This window comes from Nocardioides sp. Root140 (assembly GCF_001426745.1).
GTDB lineage: Bacteria > Actinomycetota > Actinomycetes > Propionibacteriales > Nocardioidaceae > Nocardioides.
Map to the genome: position 1 here is coordinate 44402 of NZ_LMFI01000015.1, position 25605 is coordinate 70006.

At 69.1% G+C, this 25605-nt stretch carries 26 protein-coding genes; 18 read left to right on the top strand and 8 right to left on the bottom strand.

The window, feature by feature from the left end; all coding sequences use genetic code 11:
- The first annotated feature begins 8 nt into the window (after positions 1–8).
- Positions 9–470, top strand: a complete 462-nt coding sequence (locus tag ASD30_RS23350; protein ID WP_056688235.1) for a MaoC family dehydratase — start codon at positions 9–11, stop codon at positions 468–470.
- On the opposite strand, the gene ASD30_RS23355 is transcribed toward ASD30_RS23350, so the two are convergent.
- From ASD30_RS23355 to ASD30_RS27700, 6 genes are all read right to left on the bottom strand, one after another.
- Complete coding sequence (locus ASD30_RS23355; protein WP_056687875.1) at positions 455–1294, bottom strand: tyrosine-protein phosphatase; 840 nt, start codon at positions 1292–1294, stop codon at positions 455–457. The two genes, ASD30_RS23350 and ASD30_RS23355, sit on opposite strands and share 16 nt — an antisense overlap.
- Entirely contained in the window at positions 1287–2393 is a 1107-nt protein-coding gene (locus ASD30_RS23360; RefSeq protein ID WP_056687878.1) for a Zn-dependent alcohol dehydrogenase, read from the bottom strand. Before ASD30_RS23360 ends, ASD30_RS23355 begins: the two co-directional genes overlap by 8 nt.
- An 18-nt stretch (positions 2394–2411) precedes the next feature.
- Complete coding sequence (locus ASD30_RS23365) at positions 2412–3842, bottom strand: aldehyde dehydrogenase family protein (RefSeq protein WP_056687881.1); 1431 nt, start codon at positions 3840–3842, stop codon at positions 2412–2414.
- A gap of 18 nt (positions 3843–3860) precedes the next feature.
- Entirely contained in the window at positions 3861–5093 is a 1233-nt protein-coding gene (locus ASD30_RS23370) for an NAD(P)/FAD-dependent oxidoreductase (RefSeq protein WP_056688238.1), read from the bottom strand.
- Positions 5090–6691 carry a pyruvate, phosphate dikinase gene (locus tag ASD30_RS23375; RefSeq protein ID WP_056687884.1) on the bottom strand — a complete coding sequence of 534 codons (1602 nt, stop codon included), beginning with the start codon at positions 6689–6691 and terminating at the stop codon, positions 5090–5092. Before ASD30_RS23375 ends, ASD30_RS23370 begins: the two co-directional genes overlap by 4 nt.
- Before the next feature lie 101 nt (positions 6692–6792).
- Complete coding sequence (locus tag ASD30_RS27700; RefSeq protein WP_235532666.1) at positions 6793–7815, bottom strand: helix-turn-helix transcriptional regulator; 1023 nt, start codon at positions 7813–7815, stop codon at positions 6793–6795.
- A gap of 176 nt (positions 7816–7991) precedes the next feature.
- On the opposite strand from ASD30_RS27700, the gene ASD30_RS23385 reads away from it, so the two are divergent.
- From ASD30_RS23385 to ASD30_RS23400, 4 genes are read left to right on the top strand one after another with little or no spacing between them, the layout of a single operon-like run.
- Positions 7992–8402, top strand: a complete 411-nt coding sequence (locus ASD30_RS23385) for a PEP-utilizing enzyme (protein ID WP_056687887.1) — start codon at positions 7992–7994, stop codon at positions 8400–8402.
- Between the two features lie 14 nt (positions 8403–8416).
- Positions 8417–9721: a hypothetical protein gene (locus ASD30_RS23390; RefSeq protein ID WP_056687890.1), complete on the top strand. Its 1305-nt coding sequence runs from the start codon at positions 8417–8419 to the stop codon at positions 9719–9721.
- A 5-nt stretch (positions 9722–9726) separates the two neighbouring features.
- Positions 9727–10932, top strand: coding sequence for a cytochrome P450 (locus ASD30_RS23395; RefSeq protein WP_056687894.1), 1206 nt, complete (start codon positions 9727–9729; stop codon positions 10930–10932).
- A 1-nt stretch (position 10933) separates the two neighbouring features.
- Positions 10934–11128 carry a ferredoxin gene (locus ASD30_RS23400; RefSeq protein WP_056687897.1) on the top strand — a complete coding sequence of 65 codons (195 nt, stop codon included), beginning with the start codon at positions 10934–10936 and terminating at the stop codon, positions 11126–11128.
- A 9-nt stretch (positions 11129–11137) separates the two neighbouring features.
- On the opposite strand, the gene ASD30_RS23405 is transcribed toward ASD30_RS23400, so the two are convergent.
- A complete protein-coding gene (locus ASD30_RS23405) occupies positions 11138–11893 on the bottom strand; it encodes an SDR family oxidoreductase (protein ID WP_056687900.1) in 756 nt (251 codons plus the stop codon).
- Entirely contained in the window at positions 11890–12903 is a 1014-nt protein-coding gene (locus tag ASD30_RS23410) for an LLM class flavin-dependent oxidoreductase (RefSeq protein WP_056688242.1), read from the bottom strand. Before ASD30_RS23410 ends, ASD30_RS23405 begins: the two co-directional genes overlap by 4 nt.
- Positions 12904–13027: 124 nt before the next feature.
- Here ASD30_RS23410 and ASD30_RS23415 point away from each other — a divergent pair, with 124 nt between their 5' ends.
- The 13 genes from ASD30_RS23415 (at position 13028) to ASD30_RS23475 (ending at position 25569) form a co-directional block, all read left to right on the top strand.
- Positions 13028–13969, top strand: a complete 942-nt coding sequence (locus tag ASD30_RS23415) for an LLM class flavin-dependent oxidoreductase (RefSeq protein WP_200949862.1) — start codon at positions 13028–13030, stop codon at positions 13967–13969.
- Positions 13966–14940: a quinone oxidoreductase family protein gene (locus ASD30_RS23420; RefSeq protein ID WP_056687903.1), complete on the top strand. Its 975-nt coding sequence runs from the start codon at positions 13966–13968 to the stop codon at positions 14938–14940. The genes ASD30_RS23415 and ASD30_RS23420 overlap by 4 nt, the downstream gene beginning before the upstream one ends.
- 51 nt (positions 14941–14991) lie before the next feature.
- Positions 14992–15771: an enoyl-CoA hydratase/isomerase family protein gene (locus tag ASD30_RS23425; protein WP_056687906.1), complete on the top strand. Its 780-nt coding sequence runs from the start codon at positions 14992–14994 to the stop codon at positions 15769–15771.
- Positions 15772–15869: 98 nt separating this feature from the next.
- Entirely contained in the window at positions 15870–16607 is a 738-nt protein-coding gene (locus tag ASD30_RS23430; protein ID WP_056687909.1) for a hypothetical protein, read from the top strand.
- Positions 16608–16830: 223 nt separating this feature from the next.
- Entirely contained in the window at positions 16831–17370 is a 540-nt protein-coding gene (locus ASD30_RS23435; protein WP_056688248.1) for a MarR family winged helix-turn-helix transcriptional regulator, read from the top strand.
- Positions 17371–17571: 201 nt separating this feature from the next.
- Positions 17572–18537, top strand: a complete 966-nt coding sequence (locus tag ASD30_RS23440) for an ABC transporter substrate-binding protein (RefSeq protein ID WP_056687912.1) — start codon at positions 17572–17574, stop codon at positions 18535–18537.
- 5 nt (positions 18538–18542) lie between these two features.
- Positions 18543–19331 carry an ABC transporter permease gene (locus ASD30_RS23445; protein WP_056688251.1) on the top strand — a complete coding sequence of 263 codons (789 nt, stop codon included), beginning with the start codon at positions 18543–18545 and terminating at the stop codon, positions 19329–19331.
- A complete protein-coding gene (locus ASD30_RS23450; RefSeq protein ID WP_082564136.1) occupies positions 19328–20206 on the top strand; it encodes an ABC transporter permease in 879 nt (292 codons plus the stop codon). The genes ASD30_RS23445 and ASD30_RS23450 overlap by 4 nt, the downstream gene beginning before the upstream one ends.
- Positions 20199–21002, top strand: a complete 804-nt coding sequence (locus tag ASD30_RS23455; RefSeq protein ID WP_056687914.1) for an ABC transporter ATP-binding protein — start codon at positions 20199–20201, stop codon at positions 21000–21002. The genes ASD30_RS23450 and ASD30_RS23455 overlap by 8 nt, the downstream gene beginning before the upstream one ends.
- Before the next feature lies 1 nt (position 21003).
- The gene (locus tag ASD30_RS23460) at positions 21004–21945 is read left to right on the top strand and encodes an FAD binding domain-containing protein (protein WP_056687918.1); all 942 of its coding nucleotides are present in this window, start codon (positions 21004–21006) and stop codon (positions 21943–21945) included.
- Entirely contained in the window at positions 21942–22427 is a 486-nt protein-coding gene (locus tag ASD30_RS23465) for a (2Fe-2S)-binding protein (RefSeq protein WP_056687921.1), read from the top strand. Before ASD30_RS23460 ends, ASD30_RS23465 begins: the two co-directional genes overlap by 4 nt.
- The gene (locus tag ASD30_RS23470; protein WP_056687924.1) at positions 22424–24775 is read left to right on the top strand and encodes a xanthine dehydrogenase family protein molybdopterin-binding subunit; all 2352 of its coding nucleotides are present in this window, start codon (positions 22424–22426) and stop codon (positions 24773–24775) included. The genes ASD30_RS23465 and ASD30_RS23470 overlap by 4 nt, the downstream gene beginning before the upstream one ends.
- Positions 24772–25569 carry an aspartate dehydrogenase domain-containing protein gene (locus tag ASD30_RS23475; RefSeq protein ID WP_056687927.1) on the top strand — a complete coding sequence of 266 codons (798 nt, stop codon included), beginning with the start codon at positions 24772–24774 and terminating at the stop codon, positions 25567–25569. Before ASD30_RS23470 ends, ASD30_RS23475 begins: the two co-directional genes overlap by 4 nt.
- Positions 25570–25605 lie beyond the last annotated feature (36 nt).

A 25605-nucleotide genomic window follows, 5' to 3' on the forward strand; every position in this document is an offset into this window, starting at 1 on the left:
AGGACCTGATGACGCTTGAGATCACGGTGGCCGAGCTGGCCGAGGCGAAGGACCTGGACCTGGGCTCCTCGCCCTGGCGCAGGCTCGAGCAGACCCGCATCGACACCTTCGCCGACGCGACCGACGACCACCAGTGGATCCACGTCGACCCGGAGCGGGCGGCAGACGGGCCGTTCGGCGGCACCATCGCGCACGGGTACCTGACGCTCTCCCTCGTGCCGTCGATGCTCAAGCAGCTGATGACCATCACCGATCACGGGCGCGGCACCAACTACGGCCTCGAGAAGGTGCGGTTCACCGCACCCGTGCCCGTTGACGCCGAGATTCGGCTGAGCGCCTCGATCCCCGAAGGCACTCGTCGGCCGGACGGCGGTGTGCAGTACCGCGTGGCCCTCACGATCGAGATCAACGGCCAGGAGCGCCCCGCGATGGTCGGCGAGTCCGTCTACCTCACCTACGCCGCCGGCTGAGTCGGCTCCACCAGAAGCGCGGCACGCAGTGCCGGCACCACATCAGGGTTCATCCCGGCCGCGACGAGGTACGCCACTGGGCCGCCGTACTCCTCGTCCAGATGGGCGAGAGCCCTGCGCATGCTCTCGGCCGGCGTCTCGAACACCACCCGCACGGCGTCCGGGTCGACGCCTGCCTCGCGGATCATGGAGGCGTAGGCGTCCACCCGGTTCGGCCGGAGCACCTGCGTGTAGGCGTAGTCGGTGACCGTCACCTCGCGGGGGACACCGAGCAGCTCCAACACGAGCCCGATCATCAGCCCGGTCCGGTCCTTGCCGGCGGTGCAGTGGATCAGTGCGGGCAACTGGCCATCGTCGGCGAGGGTCGAGATCGCCTGCGCGAACGTGGTCCCGGTCCGGTCGATCGTGCCCTTGTAGAACTCGGCGAGGTCCTCGGCATCGAACTTCGTGAGCTCGCCGGCCAGGATCCTGAGGACGATGCCGGTGTCCTTGCCCTCGCCTCCCTCGGCGAAGACGAAACGCCGGGCCTGGCCGCCGGTGGCCTCGGGCCAGGCAGAGGGAGTCGACTCGAACTCGCGGTCGGAGCGGAGATCGAGAACCGTACGCACGCCCAACCCACGGAACAGTTCGGCATGGATCGGATCGTAGGCGCCGTGCAGGGCGTTCAGGACGTCGTCCGAGGCGCGGGCCAGGACCTCGGCGCGGTAGAGCCGGCCGTGGGCGACGACCTTTCCGTCATCGGTCGGCAGGCCGCCCAGGTCGCGCAGGTTCGTGGTGCCCGGCAGAGGCAGGTGGGTCGCAGCAGACTCGTGGGTCTCAGGCATCGTTGCCCGCTGCGGACTCGGTTCCGGTGGCGGTCAGGATGGTGCGCACGACGTCTCCGGACTGTTGGCGCTTGACCACGTCGTTGATCTCGCTCAGGTCGACCACGTCGTCGATGAGTTTCTCGACCGGCAACCGCCCACTGCGCCACAGTCCGACCAGAGTCGGCAGGTCGCGGTGCATCGAGATGCCGCCGTGGAAGCTGCCGGTGATGCGCTTGTCGTCGTGGAAGAGCTCGTAGGCGTTGATCTCGACCGTCTGGTCGGGACGGCCGGCACCGACCACGGTGATGGTGCCACCGCGACGGGTGGCACGCCAGGCGGCCTGCACGGTGGTGGGGTTGCCGACGGCGTCGATGACCACGTCGAGGTCGGAGAGCTCCTCCAGCTGCTCCGGGGCGATGGTCCGGGTGGCACCCAGCTCGATGGCCTTGTCCCGCCGGCTCTGCATCGGGTCCACGGCGATCAGCTCCGCTGCGCCGGCGACCACGGCTCCCATCACGGCATTCAGGCCGACCGCACCGCAACCGATCACGGCCACGGCGTCCCCGGGCTGGACCTTCGCGCTGCGCAGCGCCGCCCCGGCACCGGTCGGCACCGCACAGCCCATCATCGCGGCCACCGGGAACGGCACGTCGGCATCGATCGGCACCACGGCGTTCGCGGGCACCACGGTCCGTTCGGAGAAGGTGGCGGTGGCCATGCCCTGATGGATGGGCATCCCGTCCACGGAGAGTGGCGAGGTGACAGGGGTGCCGCGTCCGGCGCGGGCGTCCGCCGAGGAACGACGGTTGGCGCACAGGTAGTCATCACCGCGCCGACACGGAGTGCAGTGCCCGCACGGCGGGACCCATGCCACGACCACGTGCTGGCCGGGCTCGATGTGCTTCACACCTGCGCCGATCTCGGTCACGATCCCGGCACCCTCATGACCCAGGACCACGGGCACCGGTTGGCCGAAGCCCGTCGTGAGGGACAGATCGGATGCGCACACGCCGCACGCGTGGAGCTCGACGCTCACCTGGCCCGGGCCAGGGGCGGCGATCTCCACCTCGGCGATCTCGAACGGCTTCCCGGCTTCCCACATCACTGCGGCTCTCATGGCTGCTCCCTCTGCGCGTCAGGCTTGGTAATGGATGGACGTATAGGTCAGATAGGCCTCGAGGCCCTCGGCGCCGAACTCGGTGCCGAGACCGCTGTCCTTGTGCCCACCGAAGGGGGCGGCCGCATTCGACCCGTAGTGGTTGATGCCGACGTTGCCGGTGGACAGACGATCGGCCACGCCGGTGGCCCGGTCGAGGTCACTGCTGAAGACCGTTGCGGCGAGGCCGTACGGCGAGTCGTTGGCGATCGCGACCGCGTCGTCGACGTCGCGGTAGGGGATCACGGCAAGGGCCGGCCCGAAGATCTCCTCCTGGGCGATGCGCATGCCGTTGTCGACGTCACGGAAGACGGTCGGCTCCACGTAGTACCCCTTCGCGAAGCCCGTGGCGGCTCGTCCGCCGATGACGGCCTTGGCGCCTTCGGCGGCAGCGATCTCGTAGTAGTCGAGGACGCGTGTGCGTTGTCGGGCGGAGACCAGCGGGCCGAAGAAGGTGTCGGGGTCGAAGGGGTCGCCCAGCTTCGCGCCGGAGATCACGTCGGCGGCCAGGTCGACGTACTCGTCGTACCGGGAGCTGGGCACCAGCAGGCGGGTGCAGGCCTTGCAGGTCTGGCCGGTGTTGCGCATGGCGACCTTGAGCAGGTGCTGCTCGATCACGGACGGGTCGGCGTCGTCGAGCACGATTGCGGGGGACTTGCCGCCGAGTTCCAGGGTGACCGCCTTGAGCTGATGCCCACAGGAGGCGCCGATGGAGCGCCCGGCGGCGGTCGATCCGGTGAAGGAGACCTTGTCGACGCCAGCATGCTCGACCAGGGCCTGCCCGGTCTCGACACCGCCGGTGACGAGGTTGACGACCCCGTCGGGAATGCCCGCGGCGCCCACGCACTCCATCAGGAGTCGGGTGGCCAGCGGAGTCTCGGGCGCGGGCTTGATCACCACGGTGCAGCCCGCGAGCAGCGCGGGGGCCAGCTTGATGATGACCAGGCCCAGGGGAAAGTTCCAGGGCGTGATGAGTGCGGCCACGCCCACCGGCACGCGCTTGACCACCGAATGCCCGGGAGCCATCGGGTTGGGGCGGTCGTCCAGCCCGCTGAGCAGGGAAGCCAACTCCGCAGTCACGCGCAGATGGGCAGCGGCGTGCTTCGGTGCCCCGGAGCTCTCGGACACCGGGGTGCCGTTCTCGGTGGTGATCAGGCGGGTCAGGTCCTCGCTGCGACGGGAGATCTCGTCGGCCAAGCGCTCAAGGGCCGCGGCACGCTCCTCCGCGTTGAGACTGCGCCAGGCCGGAAGGGCTGCGCGGGCAGCATCGACCGCGGCGTCGACATCCTGGACGTCTGCGTCGGGCACGGAGGCGATGAACTCCTCGGTGGCGGGGTTGATGACGTCATGGCGTTGCTGGGAATGGGCCTGGACCCATCGGCCGGCAACGTAGATGTCGTCGTGGCGCATCGGATTCTCCTCGGCTGGTCAGACGGTCACAGCAGGCACGGGCGAGCGTTCGTTGCGCTTGCTCGCGAGCTCGAGGGCGTCCTGCCAGGTGGCCCCGCGGGCGATGAGTGTGCGGTATTTCATGATGTCGCCGCGCCGGTTCATGGCCAGGGCACCGACCAGGCGCTCTCCCTGGCGATAGAGCGCGACGAAGGCCTCGGCGTCCCAGGTGCCGGTGACCACCTCAGGCTCCCCCTCCGGGAGGCCAGCCATCTGGATCCACTGGCCGTACCACTCGGACCAGAAGTAGGGCACGTGCTCGTACGGCGTGGGCTCGCTCGGCTGCAACAGGTTCTGCATTGCGTGGGCACCCTGTTCCCCGGCGTTGGTCCAGTGCTCCAGCCGCAGGTGGCGGTCGAAGAGCGAGCTGTGCCACCGGGCGACGTCGCCCGCAACCCACACGTTGTGGCCCGCCAAGAGATTCGCGTCGGTGACGACCCCGTTGTCGATGGTCAGTGACGAGGACTCGAGCCAGTCCGTCACCGGCTCCGCGCCGATGCCCACCACGACCAGGTCCGCCGGGACGATGGAGCCGTCGCTGAGCCGGACGGCCTCGACCCGGTCGGTTCCGACAACTGCTTCCACCGAGACGTCGCAGCGCAGGTCGGTGCCGTGGCGCGCATGCAGTGCGGACAGGCTGGCGCCTGCGGTCTCCCCGACCGCTCGGGTCAGGGGAATCGTCATCGCCTCCACGACCGTCACCGGCAGGTGCCGGCGGCGGGCAGCAGAGGCCACTTCGGCCCCGATGAAGCCCGCGCCGACCACCACCGTCCTGGCACCTCGGTCCAGGGCAGAGCGCACGGCGAGCGAGTCTTCGAGCGTGCGCAGGCAGTGGACGCCGGCCATGCTGTCCGTACCGGGCAGCCGTCGGGGTCGGGCGCCGGTGGCGATCAGCACGGCGTCGTACGAGAGCTGCTGTTCGCCGACCGTGAGCCGGCGGGCCTGCACATCGAGTGCTGTGGCCGGTGTGCCCAGCAGGCACTCGACATTCAGTTCGTGCAGGTCGGCGGCGCCGGGTAGGGCCGGCGTGCTGGGCTCCTTCTCGACGTGGAGCATCTCCTTGGACAGCGGCGGCCGGTCATAGGGGAGGTGCTCCTCGGCGCCGACCAGGGTCAGGCGTCCGGCGAAGCCGAGTTGGCGCGCAGTCTGGACGGCGCGAAGCCCGGCAAGCGATGCGCCGACCACGACGACGTGATCCGCGTTCGGCCTCATGGCGTCACCGTGGCCGACTCCTCGTGCGCGGCCCACTCCTCGAGCTGGGCGAGCTCCGGGAAGTGGCGGGCCGGGGCCTCCTCATTCGGGTCCGGAGCCGAGTGGTGGCCCTTCCAGACCTTGCCACTGGTGCCGTCGATGGTGATGACGTCGCCGGCGCGGACCCGCAGGCCCGAGGCCGACGTGAACTCGTCCTGTCCGAGCACCAGGTCGGCCACCCCGACGACAGCAGGGATGGACCATCCGCGAGCCACCACGGCGGCATGGCTGACCAGCCCGCCGGTGGTGGTCAGGATCCCGACGGACGCGGCCATTCCGGCCACGTCCTCGGGGCTCGTGTCGCGGCGTACGAGGATCACGTCCTCCTCCGCGTCGAGCGCGTCGAGCGGGTTGAGGACCACCTTGCCCGAGACGAATCCGGGAGAGGCGCCGAGGCCGTGTCCGAGCAGGTGCTCGTCATCGACGGCGTTGCCCGAGGCAGCCGCCAGCTCCTCGCGGGCGGCGGCCCGGACGGCGGGCGACACCCGGAGGAGCGCGTCCGACCTGGACAGCAAGATGTGAGGGTCGGAGACCATCTCCACGGCGATTCGGACCGCCGCCGTGGGACAGCGCTTGCCGATGCGGGTCTGCAGCAGCCAGAGGCGGCCGTCCTCGACGGTGAACTCCACGTCGCAGACATCGGCGTAGTGCGCCTCGAGGCGACGCAGCACCTCGAACAACTCCTCCGCGGCTGCTGGTTGGTGGACTGCCATCTCGGCGATCGGCATGGTCTTGCGGATGCCGGCGACCACGTCCTCGCCCTGTGCGCGGAGGAGGAAGTCACCGTAGGGGCAGTTCTCGCCGGTGGAGGGGTTCCGGCTGAAGACCACCCCGGTCCCGGAGTCCTCGCCCCGGTTGCCGAAGACCATGGCCTGGACGTTGACCGCCGTGCCCAGGTCGCCGTCAATGCCTTCCTTGGCCCTGAAGGCGCGGGCCCGATCGGAGTCCCAGGAGCGGAACACGGCCTCCACGGCCTCCTTGAGCTGCACGGTCGGGTCCTCGGGGACGGGGCGACCGGCCAGCTCCAGGATGCGCTCCTTGAGGCGCTCGTTCTGGGCCTTCAACTCCTCGACGCGGTCCGTCCTCAGCGGGGGCTCCAGCTCGTCCGGAGCGACGCCCATCACCGTGGTGGCGTACATGGTGAGGAAGCGGTTGTAGGTGTCCCAGGCGAACCGCTCGTCCCGTGCCTTCGCGGCCAGGCCGACCACGGTCTCGCTGTTGAGGCCGAGGTTGAGGACGGTGTCCATCATTCCCGGCATCGAAACCGGGGCCCCACTGCGCACGGCCAGCAGGAGGGGGTCCCCCTGGTCGCCGAAGTTGCGCCGCATCCGCTCACCCAGGTGGCGAAGGTGGTCGTCGATCTCGGCGTCCAGGTCGCTCGGCCAGCCCCCGGAGGCGTAGTCCCGGCACACCGGGACGCTGATGGTGAAGCCGGGCGGAACAGCGAGGCCCAGGGCGGAGCTCATCTCCGCCAGGCCGGCGCCCTTGCCGCCGAGCAGACCTGCCAGTTCGGCTGGCGCACGGCCGTGGTCGTGGTCGAAGGCGAAGATCTTGGGCATTGCCACTCCAAATGGTCAGACCGAACGTGGATGTGGCGAACCTAACAACGAAGTCGACCGGTGCGGAAGGGTTCATCACCCGCTCCCGGAGATATCACCCGTTAGAGGGATGGGGCAGGTAACCGCCTCGCAGCAAGACGGTGGTACATCGCGCCGGCCTCGGAACGGTTGGCCGCACCGAGCTTGCGCAGGAGCTTTCGCATGTGGGTCTTCGTGGTCTCCTCGCCGATGAAGAGACGCTCGGCGATCTGGGCATTGGTGAGGCCCCTGGCGACCAGCTGGAGGACCTCGGCCTCACGCTCGGTGAGCACGTCGGTCCAGGACGAGTCGACGGTGCCCACGGCGGTGGCCGGTCCCACGGACTCCTGCAGGAGCAGTTGGTCGAGCTGTGCGCCGACGCTCTGGCTGAAGAGTGTCAGCAGGTCGCGGTCGAACTCGTCGGTGGTGCCGGTGTCGGCGTTCCGGTCGAGGTGGAGGAGCCCCACCACGTGGTTCCTGGCGATGATGGGAGCGGCCACATAGGTCTGCGACTGGGTCACGTCATGGAGTTCTCGATGGACGCGAGGGTTCGTCATCGCGTCGAGCACCAGGATCGTGCGCCGGCCGCGCACGACGTCGACCTCGAGCAGCTCGCGGGTGTGTCGCGGTGCCCGGGTGCCCGCGTCGACGACGGCGTGTGCCTCGGAGGGCCCGTTCAGGGTGTGCATCGCGTGGGGGATCCAGCGTTCGTCGCGGATCCAGGAGAAGAGGGCGCGCTCGTAGCCCAGTTCCACCGAGTGGATCGGGATGCAGTCGGCCAGGTCGGCCACGGACGTGGTGGCGCGCAGCCGGGTCAGGCTCTCCGTGAGATGGCCCAGCATGGCTCGCTGTCGGGCGAGCTGGTAGGCGAGCAGGTCGGACCGGGCTGCGCCGATGTCGATCATGGCCCTGCGTGAGCCGTTGGCGTCGCGCGCGGCCGTGGCACCCAGGTGGGCCTCCATCGCGTCGAGAGCCTCGAGCGCGCTGTTGGGGTCAGTGACCCGTCGTACGGCGTCCTTCTCCGCGGCATCGAGGTTCTGGGCAGCACGGAGGATCGCACGCACCGCGGCCTGCATGGCGGGTTCGTAGTCACTTGCCGTCGACACGTCCACTCACCTCTGCTCCGATCGCCCGATCCGGGCCCCGGCTTCCCTCGAAAGAGTGAATTGCAGACCTTGGTCGAGGAAACCCTTGACGTCAGTGTGACCGCGAACACACGATGGCGCAACTTCGGTCAGTCCATTTACTGATCGTTTTCATCACAGGTTCTGGAGGAGTCACCATGAGCACCACCGACGCGGTTCAGGAACGGCAGATCGGTACGGGGGTCAAGGCCTTCACCTCGGCCAACAGTGCCACGGGAACGATCAGGTTCCTCGACTCCCCGGAGGAAGTGCTGGACTTCATCGACGGCCCCGACGTGGAGACCACGGTCGTCATCTCACGCGGTGGCACCACGACGTTCATGTCACCGGCCCTGATGGCGGGGGTCGCCGGCCTGATCACCCTGCAGGGGGCGCCGGAGAGCCACCTCGGAATCCTCTCCCGTGAGTTCGGCATCCCGTGTGTCATGTCCACCGAGTTCACCGAAGGCGTCCAGACCGGCCGTGGCGAGACCATCCCGGCCGACGGCACCACGGTCCGACTCGACATCTCTGGTGACCAGGGTCTTGTGCACCTGGTCGAGAGCTGAGTGGGGACGACATCATGACCGAGACCTTCGACCCGGCCACCTACCTCGCTGCCTTCCTCGGCGAGGTGCCCCAGGGAGAGCCCGGCAACGCGATGATGCGCGACCGCCTGGCGGTCCCGTTCATCGACACCACCCACGAGAACGTGCGCCGTGAGCGTCTGGAGACCGACGAGGTCAACAGCTGGCTGGACTACGCGGCGTGGAACCTGTGGGACTTCATCCTCGGGCGGGCCAGCGAGGGCGAGTCCGGCCTGATCCCGCGCCAGGAGTACGAGACCGTCTCCTTCGTCCAGCAGTGGAACACCTACCCGAAGTTCCAGCAGATGCTCACCGACGAGCTCGGAGTCGAGGGCCTCCTGGAGCTGGCGAAGACGTCGACCCGCGAGGTCGGCACCAAGATCAACGTCACTCGCAACTGGGCCGCGTCCGTGTGCCCGATCCTGGGCCGCGGCATCGGCATCGAGCTGGACCAGGACACCGCAGCCTCCCGCCGTGAGGACCTGGAGTCGATCATCCAGTACGGCCGCCGCCTGCAGAACGGCACCTGGGGGGACGGACCCGGGTTCGTCTCGGCCCGCGGCTTCAAGGTGCCGACCCTGGACGACGACGTCCTGCAGAGCCTGGTCAGCCAGGCCAAGCCGTTCGACGACCCGGAGGACCTCGCGAGCTTCCGCGCCTTCAATGCGCGCACCGAGCTCTTCGGCTTCATGCTGCACTACGACTGCCGGGCCGGCATGGCCGATACCGGTCCATACCCGCTGCCTGACGGTCGTGTGGCCATCGTGCGTGACCACTTCCTCAACGAGACCGCCTACCCCTGGGCAGGTGTCGCGGAGGGCCTGCCCTACTGCGTCACCGAAGTGCTGATCTTCCCCGCGGACAAGGTGAGCATGGTGGTCACCGAGATCCAGACCACGTTCTCCGAACCGTCCAACTACTTGGACTACCTCGAGGCCGGTGTCGTGTTCGCCCGGGACAGGATCGACACCCCGATGGGCGAGCTCCGGGTGCTCGAGCAGGAGGAGATGGCCCGCATCTCCGCGCAGTGCCGCAAGGGCACGATGGACATGTACAAGGTGCTCGCCAAGAAGTCGCACGAGGAGAAGATCCGCGACGGTGTCATGGTCTACACCCGCGAGTTCCTCCTGCCGCACGCGACCCGGGCCGGGATCTGGGACAAGTTCCTGGCCGAGGGCTTCGACACCCTGCATCCGAACGCCCAGGCCGCCTGGCCGGTGCTCACCAGTCCCCGTGCCGCCGAGATCCTCACGCCCGTGCTGCTCTTCGGCAAGGGATTCCCCCACGTCACCGAGGAGTGAACGACATGACGGCGTACGTCGAGGGTCCCGAGGTCGACCTGATGGACCTCGCCCCCTTCATCGAGGGACGGGAGAACGAGCTCCTGGCCGCCCTGCGAGAACACCGGCCCCTGCACTGGAACGACGAGTCGGACGGCCCGGGCTTCTGGTCCGTCACCCGGTACGACGACGTGGTGAAGGTTGTCAGTGACCCGGCCACGTTCATCAACGGAGACGGGACCCAGATCCTCAGCCGCAAGGTCGAGGGCTCGACCAGCACGGTCCACAACACCGACCCGCCCCGGCACGGCCCCCTGCGCAAGCTGGCCGCGCCGCACCTCCGGGCGATGAGGGTCAAGGAGTGGCAGGAGGTGATCGACCAGTGCGTCGACGACCTGCTGGACGACCTGGAGGCGAAGGGCGAGGTCGAGCTCGTTAAGGCCGCTGCCGCGTTGCTCCCGATCCAGGTCCTCGGTCAGGTCCTCGGCGTCCCACGCGAGGACTGCGGCCTGCTCCTGGACTGGACGAACCGGGTGATCTCCGACGACCCGGAGTACATGCGTGGTCCGGACGAGAAGGAGCGCGCCCGGAACGAGATGTTCGACTACTTCAAGGTGCTCACCGAGAAGCGTCGTGAGGAGCCGCAACACGACCTCGTCTCGAAGTTGGTGCACGCGAGGCTCGACGGCGAACCCCTTCCGTGGGAGGACCTGGCGGCCTACTACTTCGTCCTCGTGGGTGCGGGCAACGAGACCACGCGAAACCTGATCACCGGAACCGTCCTGGCCTTCGAGGAGTTCCCCGACGAGTGGGAGAGGCTGGTTCGTGAGCCCGAGCTCCTGGGCTCGGCGATCGAGGAGATGCTCCGCTACGTGACCCCGATCCGGGCCATGCGGCGTACGGCGACGGCGGACGTCGAGATGAACGGCAGGACGATCAAGGCCGGCGACAAGGTGGTCTGCTGGTTCCAGGCCGCGAACCGTGACCCTGCGGTGTTCGAGGACCCCGACGTGGTCAAGATCGACCGGCACCCCAACGACCACGTCGGCTTCGGCTGGGGGATCCACGCCTGCATGGGGTCGCACCTGGCACGTGCCGAGGTGGCCACCTTCTTCAGGAAGGCGCTCGAGCGCGGGATCCGGATCCGCCCCGTCGCCGCGCCGGACCGGCTGCACACGAACCAGTTCAACGCCTACAAGCGGCTTCGAGTCGTGATCGAGAAGGAGGGCTGACATGAAGGTCTTGGTCGACTGGGACCTCTGTGAGGGTCACGGACAGTGCGAGTTCGCCGCGCCGGAGGTGTTCACCATCGACGACGAGGGTGACCTCGAGGTGCTCGACGACACGCCCTTGGAGGGTCAGCGCGCGGCCGTGGAACAGGCGATTCGTCGCTGTCCCACCCATGCACTGGCCGTCGAGGAGTCGTGACCTGCCGGCTCAGACCTGGTCGGTCGGGCGGATGACGACCTCGGCCAGCGCCACCCGGCGCGGGGCCGTGACGACGTGGAGCACGACGTCGGCCACGTCCTCCGGGTGCAGCTTCTCGACACCGGCGAAGAGTCGCTCGTAGTGCTCGATCACCGGCTGCTGCTGGTGATCGAACAGCTCGGTCTCGACGGCGCCCGGCTCGATCACCGACACGCGCACGCCGTACGGCGAGAACTCCTGGCGCCAGGCCTCGGACATCGCGGTCACGCCGAACTTGGTGGCGTTGTAGACGGCCACGTTCCGGTTCGCGAACCGTCCCGCGATCGAGGAGATGTTGACCAGGTCGGCGACTCTGCGTGGGCTCGAACCCGCGGCGTCGACGAGGTGGGGCAGCGCCGCCCTGGCGACGTACATCAGGCCCTTGACGTTGAGGTCGACCATGGTGTCCCACTCGTCGAGCCGGGCCTCCAGGGTCGGTCCGTTGAGCATCACCCCGGCACTGTTGACCACCGTGTCGAGCCGGCCGAAATGCTCGATCGTGGTCGCCACGGCGTCGGCCGCTTCGGGCTGGACGGTCAGATCGGCGACAACGGGATGGCAGCTGTCACCGAGCTCCTCGGCAAGCTCCTCGAGCCGGTCGCGTCGGCGTCCCACGGCCACGACGTGGCTGCCTTGCGTGACCAACGCGCGCGCCACGGCCCGGCCGATACCGCTGGTGGCGCCGGTGACCAGCGAGACGGTCCCGTCGAGCCGCCCGTCGCTCACCGCCGGAAGGCGTCGATGATGGCGAAGGTGTTCTCACGCACCCGATCCGCGGACAGGGTGAAGCTCGGCGAGTAGAGGGCCGCGTGGTCGTAGCGCTTCTCAAGGTGCGCCACGCGCTCGCGCACCTCGTCGAGAGTGCCGGCGGCGGCCATCTGGTCGAGCATCTCGTCGCTGACCGCGGCGACCATGGCGTCATGGTCCTTGGCCCGGAACGCGGTCTGGATGGCCGCCGCCTCGTCGCCGAACCCGGAGGCCTCCATCACCGGGCCGTACGCCTTGGGCGCGACGTAGAAGGCGATCTGGGCCGCGGCCTCACGCCGTGCCTGGGCGGGGTCGTCGTGGATGGAGGTGATGATGACGCCCTTGAGCTGCACGGAAGCGGCGTCCCGGCCCATCTTCTCCGCCCCCTTCTCGATGGCCGGGCGGGCGATGTCGGCGAGGTACTGGTCGGTCAGTGTCGGGTGGCAGATGAGCCCGTCGGAGACGCGGCCGGCGACCTCGATCATGCGGGCGTTCACGCCCGCGGTGTAGATCGGGATCTCGGGTCGCACCGGCGGTTCGATGTCGGCGGTGGGCGTGATGTTGCACGAGTAGAAGCGGCCTTCGTGCTGGACCGACTCCTCGTGCAGGTGCCACAGTCGCCGCAGCAGGGGGATCAGCTCCTCCATGCGGCTGGCCGGACCGTCGGGGTCCGTCACGCCGTGCCAGCCGACCATCATGCCGCGGGTGCCGGTGCCGAGCCCGAGCGTCAGTCGGCCGTTGCTCATCTCGTCGAGGAAGCGGGCGTCGTTGGCCAGCACCAGCGGCGAGCGGCCCACGGCGTACGCGATGGCGGTGCCGACGCCGATCCTCTCGGTCGCGGCGGCCATGGCGGCGACCGAGACCACGGCGGAGCGGTTCAGGAACTCTCCTGACCACGCGCCCTCGAAGCCGGCCTCGTCGGCCGCCTTGGTGATCTCGACGGTCTCCTTGAGACCTCCGGCCAGAACGGTGATTCCTCGTGTCGTCACCGGGCCACTGTCGGCGCTGCCGGCGCCCCTGCGCAACCGGCCGGGCAAGGGACGATGGAGATCTCCCCACTTTTGGTCAGTCCATTCCTTGATCGGGAGTGTCCGAGGGTCGATGATCATGCAGGTGACCACTGACATCGAGCTCGGCATTGCCGTCAACGACGAGTTGTTGAACCCCGATCCCGCCGAACGGCGTGCTCTTCTGGACCACATGGGCGAGGTCGGCCTCGACCACCTCACGGTCGGCGACCACATCAGCTTCCACGGCGGCGTCGGGTTCGACGGCTTCGTGGCGGCGAGCACCGCGTTGGCGACCCACGACACGCTCAAGGTGCTGATGGGCGTCTACCTGGCCGGCCTGCGACACCCGATGGCCACTGCCCGGCAGCTCGCCACCCTGAGCCAGATCGCCCCCGGCCGCCTCACGCTCGGAGTCGGCGTGGCCGGCGAGGACCGCACCGAGGTGGCCAACATGGGTGTGGATCCCTCCAGCCGCGGACGACGGATGGACGAGACCTTGGGGTTGCTCCGCCGCCTGGCCACCGGCGAGGCGGTCGACCACGAGGGCGAGTTCTTCACCCTGGAGAAGGGTCTGATCCTTCCCGCGCCCGAGCCGCGTGTGCCGATCGTCATCGGTGGCGCAGGCGACGTGGCGGTGCGTCGTACCGCCGACCATGGCGACGGCTGGCTCGGCATGTGGTGCTCGGCCCGGCGCTACGCGGCCACCCACCAGCAGCTGCACGAGGCGTTCGAGGAGCGCGGTCGCACAGGAGGGCCCACCTTCGCTGGTTTCAACGTCTGGGTCGGGCTCGGGTCCGATGCCGCGAAGGCGCGCGAGAGCCTGGGCGAGCGGATGTCGGCCCTCTACAACCTGCCCGCCGAGAAGTTCCAGCACATCACCGCCGCCGGCAGCCCCGAGACCGTCGCCGAGTTCCTCAACACCTACGTCGAGGCGGGCGCCCGCACGATCACGATCATCCCGGTCGCGGAGACCATTCACGAGGCCATCGAGCTCTCCGGTGAGGTGCGCCGCCAGCTGCAGCCAGCCGTCCCGGTCGCCGGATGAAGGCGGTCCGCCAGCGCTCGTACGGCGACGCGTCGGTGCTGGAGCTGGCCGAGGTGCCCGATCCCGTCGCCGAACCCGGCTGGACCGTCGTCGAGCTCCGTGCGGCGGCGCTGAACTGGCACGACGTGCTGGTGCGGCAGGGGAAGTACGGCTCCCCGCTCCCGCACACGCCAGGTGCCGACGGGGCGGGCATCGACCTGTCCACCGGTGACGAGGTCGTCGTACTCCCGTCGTTGTGGTGGGGATCTGACGAGTCCGCACCCGGTCCCGACTGGGAGATCCTGGGCGACCACCGACCCGGCACCTACGCCGAGCGGGTGCTGGTCCCGACCGAGGCCGTGGCGCCCAAGCCGGCGGGGCTCTCCTGGGCCCAGGCCGCGGCGCTTCCGCTGGTGGGCGTCACGACGCATCGCGCCCTGTTCACCCGTGGGCGGCTGCGCGCGGGGGAGAGCCTGCTCGTGCTCGGCGCCGGCGGCGGTGTCGCCACGATGGCGGTCTCCTTGGCGTCCGCGATCGGTGCGAGGGTCTTCGTCACCTCCTCCAGCGACGACAAGATCGTCGCCGCGCAGGAGCTCGGCGCCCACGGCGGAGTGCGGTACGACGACCCGGCCTGGCCCACTGCCGTGCGCGAGCTGGCCGGCGGGCGTGGCTTCGACGTCGTCCTCGACCCGGTCGGCAACTGGGCGCAGGCCCTCGAGGTGCTGCGTCCGGGAGGTCGGCTGGTCGTCCTCGGTGCCAACCGCGCAGACACGGCAGAGCTGGGCGTTCGCCCCTACTACTTCGGCCAGTTCGACCTGCTCGGCACCACGATGGGCAGCCCGCGCGACTTCGCCGGACTCCTCGACCTGATGGCCGAGCATGCTGTCCCGCCGCCGGTCATCGACCGCACCTTCGCCCTCGATCTGGCCGCCGATGCCCACCGGCACCTCGAAGCAGGCGGCGGCTTCGGCAAGGTCGTGCTCGAGATCTGACTGCCACTGTCTGTTCTGGCCAGTTCTGACTGCACAGCAAGGAGAAACCGGATGTCCAAGGTCAGCTACGAGATCGACGAGCGCGGTGCCGCGTTCGTCACGCTCGACAGCCCCGAGACCCGCAACGCGCTCAGTGATGCCCTGCTCGACGAGCTGCTCGATGCGCTGGAGCGGGCCGGCGACGATGACGCTGTCCGCGTGGTCGTGATCGGGTCGTCCCACGAACGGATCTTCTCCGCCGGCGGTGACCTCAAGGCGTTCGCCTCGGACCGGCCCACGATCGAGAAGTATGCGGGACTGGACCGCTTCCCCCGGCTCTACGAGACGATCGGCGGCATGGGCAAGCCGGTGATCTGCGCCGCCGGTGGTGACGTCCTCGCCGGAGCCTTCGGGCTGGCCCTGGCCTGCGACCTGATCATCGCCAAGGAGGGCGTCCGCTTCGGCTGCCCAGAGATCAATGTCGGTGTCTTCCCGTTCATGATCTCCGCGTTGATCTACCGCAACGTGCCACGGATGCGCGCCAACCAGCTGATGATGACCGGCGAACCGATCGACGCCACCGAGGCGGAACGGATGGACGTCGTGAACGCCGTCGTACCGGCCGCCGAGTTTGACGACACGGTCCGTGAGTGGGCGCACCGGATCGCGGCCAAGTCGCCGCTGCTGATGAAGCTCGGGAAGGACGCGATCAACGCGACCCGCGACCAGAGCCTTCCCGACGCACTCTCGTCACTGCGCTCGCAGCTCGCACTGGCCTTCACCACCGAGGACATCGGCGAGGGCGTCGCCGCGTTCAAGGAGAAGCGGGAACCGGTCTGGCGCATGCGCTGATCTCGGGCGATGAACTGTGCCGTTCGGCGGACGGCGAGGCCCGCGTCGTCGTACGGTCTGCGGACGTGGATTCGGTTCGAACGGGGAGAACAACACGCATGATGCGTCGACTGCTGGTCCTGGCTGCTGCCGTGGCGACGGGAGTCGCCCTCTTGGCGACGCCGGCGTCCGCGAGTGCGGGCACTGACCTGCTGACCGAGGACTCGACGCGTGTCGTCGTCGACCTCAACGGTGTGCAGCACGAGCGGCACAGCGGGAACTGCTCGGTGACCAACGCGGCGCCCACCGCGACCCTGAAGTGTGCGCGCGACCGGGGCGACTCGCTGATCTACAAGTTCGAGATCCCCGGGGCAGCGATCAACCTGCGGACGCAGGCGATGTACGACGTCCTCGCCAAGGGGCCGTACTCCGACACCGGGTCGTTCGGCATGCGCATGGACAGGCGGACCTACGGGATCCTGGTGCATGCCAGTAACGCGAACCTCCGGGTGAACCGGGTCCGGCTGATCTACGACCTGCCGACCCGAAGGGATGCGCGGGCCTGCGTCACCACCGGCGAATGGTTGAGCGTGCAGCCCGACAGGGGAGGTCTCTACGCGACCCTCTCGCGTGTGGAGACTGTGTTCGACAGCTCCGGCAAGCAGGTCCGGCTCACCGCCTGGCATGGCGACCTGCGCAGCCAGGTGCGCACGTACCGCCGATGCGGAAGCGACCGCACCTATCGGGTCACCTACTTCCAGCTGAAGGGCTACCCGTACTGGTTCTCGCTGTTCGGTTCGGAAGGCGTGATCGTGACCATCGAAGAGGCACGCCAGCTGGTGGCGCGCTACCGCTGACCGTGCGAAGCGCATGGATTGCGTGGGGTGTGGCTCGCTCCCGCGAGCCGCTGTGGAGTGCGTCGTTGTCTGCGTCGCGGTGACATTGCCGTGGTGACAAGGTGGCTCCCGCCCGCGTGGGCCGTTGTGTCCGGACGCCGAAGCCACTAGAGTGCCTTGGCGCCAAGATATTGAGCGGTCCTCATGGTTTCGCCGCTTGGCCGACTGGAAGGTTGTGGAGCGTGTGAAGTCCTCCTCCGACGGCGTGGCCGACATCATCGAGCAGTGGGCTGCGGTCCGACCCGAGCTCGACGTCTCTGCCATGAGCGTCTTCGGCCCGTTGCATCGCAGTTTCCTGCTCTACCGGGCACAGATCTCGGCGATCTTCGAGAGCTACGGCACCAACGAGGCCGGGTTCGACGTGCTCGCCAGCCTGCGCAGGGCCGCGCCCGAACATCGACGTACGGCGGGGGAGCTGGCCGCCCAGACGTTGGTGACGACGGGCGGTCTCACGCTGCGGGTCAACCGCCTTCAGGAGGCCGGGCTGGTCCAGCGCCAGCGCGACGGCGTCGACAATCGCGTGGTCTACGTGACCCTGACCGAAGCGGGGAGGCGGCTGATCGACGAGGTTGCCGACGCCCACTTCGCCAACGAGCAGCGCATGCTCGCCGGCCTGACGAACAAGCAGCGCACGAACCTCTCCGCCCTGCTCGGCGAGCTCGAGTCGTCGTTGCGCGCGGTCGTCCAACTCGGCCCGGACGGCGAGGTCAAGGACTCCGCCTGACCCTGACCGCCTCGATCAGGGCGCTCGCCGACCGGTTGGTCGCGGGCGCCCTTCTCCATTTCTGCCCCAGGCGTACCTCTTCGGCAAGAAAGATCGGCAAAACCGTTGACGGAGGCATGTGAGGGCGGTAACAATCTTGGCGCAAAGTAATTTTCCGGTGAGATAAATTCACCCATCGCGCCAGAGCCAGGGAGTCAGCCCATGAGCACGACCCGAATCACCACCGCTGCGGTAGCTGCGAGCCTCGCCCTTCTTCTTTCCTCATGCGGCTCGGGCAGCGAGGCACAGCAGGCCGACGGCAAGCTCGAGAAGACCAAGGTCACCATCGGCGTGCTGCCGCTGGCCGACTACGCCACCGTCTACTGGGCCAAGGAGAACGGCTTCTTCGAGGACGAGGGCCTCACTGTCGAGCTCGAGCCGCTGCAGGGCGGGCCGGTCGGTGTCCAGAAGGTCGCCGCCGGTGAGCTCGACTTCAGCTTCACCAACTCCGTCTCCGGCTCCATCGCCCAGGCGAAGGGCGCCCCGGTCCAGACCGTGGTGCTGAGCAGCTCGCTCGGACCCGACAGCATGGGCGTGTTCGTCGAGCCGGACTCCGACATCAAGGACCTGGAAGACCTCGACGGCAAGACCATCGGGATCAACACCACCAACAACATGGGTGACGTGACCTTCCAGAGCCTCGTCGACAGCGAGGGACTCGACGTCAAGCCTGAGTGGATCGAGGTTCCCTTCAGCGAGATGATCGCCGGCGTCGAGGCCGGATCGATCGAGGCCGGCTACGTGCCGGAGCCCTTCAAGTCGGCTGCCGAGGCAGCCGGGCTCCGCGAGGTGGTCGACCTGGCCGGTGGCGTCAACTCGGAGTTCGCGGCCTCCACCTTCATCGCCAGCGACAAGTTCATCGATGCCAACCCCGACACCGTGGCAGCCTTCATCGACGCGATGTACGCCGCGAACGCCGACATCAGCAAGCACGAGAAGGAGTTCCGGGCCTGGCTTCCCGGCGTGGCCGGCGTGGACGCCAAGACCGCGCAGACCATGTCCATCCCGGTCTTCGCGACGGAGTTGCCGACGGCGGGGCTCGAGAAGGTCAACAAGACCCTCGTCGACCAGGGTCTGGTGGACGACGACTTCTCCATCCTCGACCACACCTACGTCCCGGAGAAGTGACCTCGATGGACACGGGTGAGCCCCTCGGCACGTGGCAGCAGGTCGGCTACGGCGCCCTGGGCGTGGTCGGCACCGGCGCCCTCGCCGAGCTGCTGGTCCGCAAGGACATCATCACGACGCCGGGCTTCCCGGTTCCCAGCGACGTGATCTCGAAGCTGGGCACCCTCCTGGGCGACTCGATCTTCTGGACCGAGATCGGCTTCACGTTCCGGGAGTGGCTCCTCGCCCTGGTCATGGCCACGGTGGTGGGTGTCGTGCTCGGTGGCCTGATGGGTGCCTTCACCAAGGTCTTCATCGCCTTCGAGCTCCCGGTGGAGGTCTTCCGGGTGCTGCCGTCGGTGGCACTCGGCCCGATCCTGATGCTGGTCATTGGCACCGGCATGCTGCCGCTCTCGCTCACCGTCGCACTCGCCTGTGTCTGGCCGATCCTGCTCAACACCATGTACGGCGTCCGCGCGACCGACCCGACAGCAGTCCAGTCCGGTCGGAGCTTCGGGCTCTCGAACCTCGGGATCTTCTTCCGGATCAAGCTGCCCAGCGCCATGCCGTTCGCCTTCACCGGTCTGCGGGTCGCCGCCTCCATCGGCCTCATCGTGGCGGTCAGCTCCGAGCTCCTGATCGGGAACGGCCGCGGGATCGGTGGGTTCATCCTGGTCCGCACCTCGCAGGCCAGTGACCTCGACCTGGTCTACGCCGCCACCCTCATGGCCGGCCTGATGGGCATCGCGATCAGCATGCTGCTCACCGTGGTCGACGCGAAGGTCTTCGGCTGGAAGAAGGGACTCGCCCAATGAGCATCACCACGACCCACGAGCGACGTCCGCTCGTGCCGGGAAGGAGGGCCGCGTCGAGCGAGCGCTCACGGCGACTGCAACGCGTCGCCACCACGACCGGACTCCGGCTGATCGTCCCCGCGCTGATCCTCGCCGCCTGGTGGGCCGGGTCGCGTGCCGAGACCGCAGGCCTGTTCGTGGCCGACCCGTTCGAGACCTTCACCCGCGTGCGCACCGACTTCCTCGCCGCAGGCGAAGGGCATGCGTTCCTTGGTGACGCCACCTGGGACCACCTCTTCCCCGGCGTCTGGCGGGCCCTCCAGGGTCTCGGCCTGGCCGTCGTGGTCGGCGTCGGGATCGGCATCGCGCTCGGACGCAACCGGATCCTGATGGCGCTGTTCCAGCCGCTGATCCACCTCGGTCGGTCGCTGCCGAGCCCGGCCCTGGTCGGTGTCTTCTTCTTCGTCTTCGGCACCGGAGACAGCCCCAAGGTCTTCCTGATCGCGTTCAGCGTCGTCTGGCCGATCCTCTTCAACACGATCGACGGCGTCTCCAGCATCGGCGCAGCGCGCATGCAGGCCGCGGCCGTCTTCAAGATCAACCGCTGGGACCGGCTCGTGCACATCGTGCTGCCCGGTGCGGCTCCCAAGATCTTCGCCGGCATGCGTACGGCGATGTCCCTCTCGCTGATCATCATGATCATCTCGGAGCTGCAGAAGTCGCAGAACGGCCTGGGCTACCTCCTGATCCAGAGCCAACGAAACTTCGACTACACCGGCTTCTGGGCGGTCCTTGTCGTGCTGGCGATTCTCGGCGTCGTCATGAACATCATCTTCACCATCATCGAACGCCGGGTCCTGGCCTGGCACCGAGGAGCGACGCAACAACATGACTGAGACACTTGAGATTGTGAACACGAAGGCCGAGCTGGTCCTCGACGGCGTCTCGAAGAGCTACGGGGCCAATCTGGCTGTCCGCAGCATCAGCGCCGAGGTGCCGGCCGGGAAGGTCAGTGTCATCGTCGGCCCGTCCGGCTGCGGCAAGTCGACGCTGTTGCGCATCATCAGCGGGCTGGACACCCCGACCGAGGGCTCGGTGACCTTCGAGGGCAGCCCGGTGACCGGTGTGCCCGAGGGGCTGGCCATGGTCTTCCAGGACTACTCGCGCTCACTCTTCCCGTGGATGCGGGTCGCGAAGAACGTGGCCTTCCCCCTGCGGCACCTGAAGCCCGCCGAGCGTGCGGAACGGGTCCAGGAGGCCATCGACGCGGTCGGGCTCGCCGGCAAGGAACACCTCTACCCGTGGGAGATGTCCGGCGGGATGCAGCAGCGGGTGGCCATCGCCCGGGCCCTGGCCAGCCATCCCAAGCTCCTGCTGATGGACGAGCCCTACGCCTCCGTCGACGCGCAGACCCGCGCGGACCTCGAGGACCTGCTGCTCGCGATCCAGGCCCGGCTCGGCATCACCGTGCTCGTGGTCACCCACGACATCGACGAGAGCGTCTATCTCGCCGACCACGTCATCGTGCTCTCCGCACCGCCGAGTGTGGTGGCCGAGACGATCGAGGTGGACCTGCCCCGGCCGCGCGACCACGTCACGACCAAGACCGACCCGCGCTTCGTCGAGATCCGGGGCCACGTGACCCGGCTGTTGCGAGGGGCTGGCCGACCGGCCGACGACGGAACCCACTGACGTGCGGGCCCAGGCGCTGGGCGCCGGCCTGGTTGCCCAGACCCAGTCGAGCATCCCGCCGTTCGAGCTCCACCGCCCCGGCTCCGTGGCCGAGGTGGTGGCGCTGCTCGCCGTACACCCCGAGGCCGTGATCGCCGCCGGCTGCACGGACCTCACTGCACAGCTGCGGGAGGGCCGCGTCCCCCGTGACCTCATCTCCGTACGTCGAGTGCCGGACCTGCAGCAGGTCCGGCACGACGGGGGAGTGCTGCGCATCGGCGCGGGGCTGACCCATCACGAGGGCAGCCGTCACCCGCTGCTGCAGGCGACCCTGCCGTCGCTCGCCGCGGCCTGGGCCGACATCGCCACTGTACGCATCCGCTACTCCGCCACGATCGGGGGCAACCTGCTGGCCCGCCGGTTCCGCTACGAGATGCCGGTCCTCCTCGGGGCGCTCGAGGCCGACCTCGAGCTCGCCGGCGCAACGGAGCCCCGTCGCCCGGTCGACTGGCTGTGGGGCGGTGGCGACCACGACGGTGGCGACCACGACGGGTCAGAGCGCGACGGGGCCGGCGCGGGAGCCTGGCGCACGCGGGGACTGCTCACCGGGGTCGCGATCGACACGTCCGACCTGCTCTGGTTCGGCTACGAGCGATCGATGCGACCGACGACCACCGTTGCCCTGGCCATCCGGGTCGTCGACGGCTCCCTGCGCGTCACCGCCACCATCGGCTCGGAGTACCGCCGTCCCGTCACCGTCTCGACCACCGCCGACGTCGCACACCCGACCGATCTCGACCCCGGTTCAGTGGGGCGGGCGGTCGCCTCCCGGCTCCCCGACGACATCGAGGACCGGGCCGGTTCCGCGGAGTACCGCCGCCACCTGGTCGCCGTACTGGTCGGGCGACTGGTCGCCACGGCCCGCGACAGCGGCGCGCAGGCACCCGAAGGAGTCACCGCATGAACGAGACCACCATCGACTTCCGGCTCAACGGCACACCGACGGAAGTCACCGTTCCCACGAACCGGCTCCTTGCCGACCTGCTTCGCGAGGACCTGCGCTGCCACGGCGTGCGGAGCTCCTGCGAGCGCGGCGTCTGTGGAGCCTGCACGGTGCTGGTCGACGACCTGCCCGTCGCGTCGTGCTCGACCTTCGCGTTCGACGTCGACGGGGCCTCCGTGGAGACCGTCGAGGGACTCGCCGCCGCCGACGGCTCCCTGTCGCCGCAGCAGCAGGCCTTCGCCGAGTGCGGCGGGTTCCAGTGCGGCTTCTGCACCTCGGGGATGTTGATGCTGACCACCGGGTTGCTGCGCCAGAACCCGTGTCCGAAGCGCGCGGACATCCGGTCGTGGATCAGCTCGAACACGTGTCGCTGCACGGGCTACGAGATGATCCTCGAGTCGGTGGAGCGGGCCGCCGAGCTGGGCGACGGGGGCGCACGATGACCCTGACGCAACCGTCCACCGACGCCGGCCCGGTGCTCCACGAGCTGCCGACCGCCCCGTCCGCCCACCGGGTCGTGGGCCGCGACGGTGCCCGCGCCGACGCGCCCCTCAAGGTGACCGGCAAGGCCGTCTACACCACGGATGTCGTGCGCCCGGGCATGCTGCACGCCAAGGTGCTGCGCAGCCCGCACGCCCACGCACGCATCGTGTCGATCGACGCGGCGAGAGCCAGGACGGTGCCGGGAGTCACGGCGGTGCTCACCCAGGACGACGTGCGCCACCTCAACCCCTACGGCACCTTCGTCAAGGACCAACCCGTCGTCGCGATCGACCACGTCCGGTACGTCGGCGACGTCGTGGCCGCGGTCGCCGCGGTCGACGAACGCACTGCGCTCGCGGCCCTCGACCTGATCGAGGTGGTCTACGAGGTGCTGCCCCACGTCACCGAGCTCGACGAGGCCCTCGACCCGGCGGGCGTGGAGATCTGGCCCGAGGCACCGGTCGGGATGGTTCCCGACTACGGCCAGGGCGCCTCCGGCGAGCTGCGCACCCAGCACAACGTGAGCTACACGTTCCGCTACACCACGGGTTCGCCCGACGTGTGGGACCAGTGCGACCACATCTTCGAGGACACGTTCACCTTCTCGCGGATGAACCACATGCACCTCGAGCCCTTCGTCGCCGTGGCCGAGGCGACCGACGACGCGATCGAGATCTGGAGCTCCACCCAGTCCCCGTTCCCGCTGCGCAAGGAGCTGGCCTGGACGTTCGGGCTGCCGGAGAACCGGATCCGCGTGCAGACGATGCTGCTCGGCGGCGGCTTCGGCGCGAAGAACGGGTTGAAGGCCGACCCGGTCGCCGTACGCCTCTCGCAGCTCAGCGGCGGCCGCCCGGTGCGCTACGCCATGACGACCGAGGAGGTCTTCCTCACGGTCTCGCAGCACGCGGCGCGCCTCGTCTACCGAACCGGCGTGATGGCCGATGGCACGTTCGTGGCGCGCAGGGCGCGCGTGCTCCTCAACGGTGGCGCCTACACCGAGCTCAGCCCGCTCGTGTGCGAGAAGGCGGGCTACCGCACCCCGGGCGCCTATCGCTGGCAGCACATCGACTCCCAGGCGTCGGTGGTCACCACGAACACCGTCCCCGCCGGCGCGTTCCGCGGCTTCGGCGGCACCCAGGCCACCTGGGCCAGCGAGCGGCAGCTCGACCTGATCGCCGAGCGGCTGGGCATCGACCCGTTCGACCTGCGGATGAAGAACCTCAAGGAGCTGGGTGAGGAGTTCGTCCCCGGCGAGGCACCGATCGACTCGGACCTGCGCGAGGGACTGCGGCTCGTCGCCGACGAGATCGGCTACCCCGACCGGGTGCAGGTGCCCGGCCGCGGCATGGGTGTCTGCATCGGCATCAAGGACGGTGGCGGCGTGAACAAGCCGGCCCAGGCCAGGGTCAAGGTCTCCACCAAGGGAGACGTCTTCCTCTCCAGTGGTCTCACGGAGATGGGGCAGGGCAGCCAGTCCGCGCTCTGCCAGATCGTGGCCGAGGTCCTCGGCTGTGCTCCCGGGCGGGTCGCGTTCGCGCGGATCGACACCGACAACACGCCGTTCGACCAGGGCACCAACGCGTCGTCGGGCATCGCGGTCATGGGCCAGGCGGTGCAGCAGGCCGCGGAGAAGGTGCGCCGAGAGGTGCTCTCGTGGGCCGGCGGCCAGCTCGATCTCGACCCCGGGTCCCTGGCCCTGCGGGACTGGGTCGTGGTCGGTCCGGACGGCGCGGAGCACCCGCTCGCGCCCTTGGTGATGGGCACCTTCGGCGGCACCGGCTTCGAGTTCACCGCCGACGGGTTCTTCAAGTCCGGCAACTCCCACCTCGCGCCGCTGGAGGCGCCCTGTGTCTTCTGGGAGATCGGCTGGGCGGCCGCCGAGGTCGAGGTCGACCCCGAGACCGGCAAGGTGACCGTGCTGCAGCTGGTCGTGAGCGGCGATGCCGGCAAGGTGATCAACAAGCTCGGGTGCCGCGGCCAGGACGAGGGCGCAGCCGTCTTCGGGCTCGGCCAGTCACTCTTCGAGGAGCTCCGCTACGACGGGGACCGGCCGGTCAACGCCGAGGCGCTGGACTATCGCGTGCCGCTGGCGGAGGACCTCCCGGAGCGCTTCTGGTCCCTGACCCAGGAACAGGGCCACGGCGCCGGTCCGTTCGGCGCCAAGGGCATGGGGGAGGGGACGATGCTCCCCGTCGCTCCGGTGATCGCACAGGCGATCGCGGATGCGGTCGGCGCACAGCTCACCGACCTGCCGATGTCACCCGAACGGGTCTTCCGGGCCCTGCACCCGCGGATCGAGTCGTCGTGACCGGCGCTGGTCCACTCCGCGTCAGCGTCCTCGGGTACGGCGCGATCGGACAGGTCGTGGCCGCCGGGCTGCGCGACGGTGCCGTGCCCGGTGCCCGACTGGTCGGGGTCGTCAACCGGAGTCCGCTGCCCGGTGCTCCCGGGCTCCAGATCTCCCTCGCCCAGGCGATCGAAGGCAGCGACGTCGTCGTGGAGGCTGCCGGACAGGAGGCGCTCCGCAGCTTCGGCCCCGAGGTGGTGGCCGCCGGACGGACGCTGGTCGTCTCCTCCGTCGGGGCGCTGGCCGATCCCGCCGTCGCCGAGCGGCTGCTGGCCGGACCGGGCCGGGTGCTCTGCACCCACGGCGCGGTCGGGGGCCTGGACCTGCTGGCCTCGGCCAGCGATGCGGCGCCGTTCGACGGTGTCCGGGTGCGCACCACGAAGGGACCGAAGTCGCTGGTGCAGTCGTGGATGCCCGAGTCGCAGCAGCAGGAGATCCTGACAGCAACCGGCCCGCACCTGGTCTTCGCCGGCACGCCGCGCGAGGCTGCCCGGGCCTTTCCCACCCTGCTCAACGTGGCGGTGTCGGTGGCGCTCTCGGTGGGCGCGCGCACGGACGTCTCCGTCGAGCTGTACGCCGACCGCACGGCCGAGCTGACCCGCCACGAGATCGAGGCGTGGGGTCCGGTGGGCCGTTACAGCTGGTGCATCGAGAACCGTCCCAGCGCGGACAACCCACGCACCAGTGCCGTGGTGCCCTACTCGATCCTGCGCACCGTCTCCGGGCTGACCGAGCGTCCACCGCTGATCGCCTGACCCCTCGGATCCGAGAACGTCCGAGAAGGTTCGGAA